The organism is Pseudomonas sp. 20P_3.2_Bac5 (assembly GCF_025466035.1).
In the GTDB taxonomy this organism is placed as follows: Bacteria; Pseudomonadota; Gammaproteobacteria; order Pseudomonadales; family Pseudomonadaceae; genus Aquipseudomonas.
The window spans coordinates 1-436 of the sequence record NZ_JANLOA010000090.1; the positions used below are offsets into that span (position 1 = coordinate 1).

General features: G+C 69.7%; 1 protein-coding gene. It reads right to left on the reverse strand.

What is annotated here, in order from left to right:
- Positions 1–436 (reverse strand): hypothetical protein (locus tag NTD88_RS15765; RefSeq protein WP_262153415.1); only part of this gene is annotated, 436 nt, incomplete at both ends.

A 436-nucleotide genomic window follows, 5' to 3' on the forward strand; every position in this document is an offset into this window, starting at 1 on the left:
TTGATTGTTGACGCTGGTTTGCACTTCCAGGTCGCCCGCTACCAGGCCGCCGGGGATCGCGCCGATCGCCAGGCCGTTGTCGGTGAGGCTGCCGGTGTAGTCGATCAGGCGGTACACGCCCAGGCCGAAGCCGCCGGCGTCGGTGACGTTGAGCTTGCCGTCGAGCACCAGGTTGCCGTTGACCTTGAGCATCCCGGCCTGGCCCGCGACCGCGGCGCCGAGGAAGGCGTCGAGGTTGGAGTCGTTGTTGAGGGTCAGGTTGCCGGTGGTCAGGGTGGTGCTGCTCGCGAGCTGCACGTGGCCGCCATCGGCGAGGGTCACGGCGCCGTCGATGCGGCCCGTGCCAGCAAGGGTGGCGCCGTTGGCGACGGTCAGCCCAGAGGTGCCCAGCACGCCCTGGCCGGTGACGGACAGGGTGCCTTCGCTCACCGTGGTG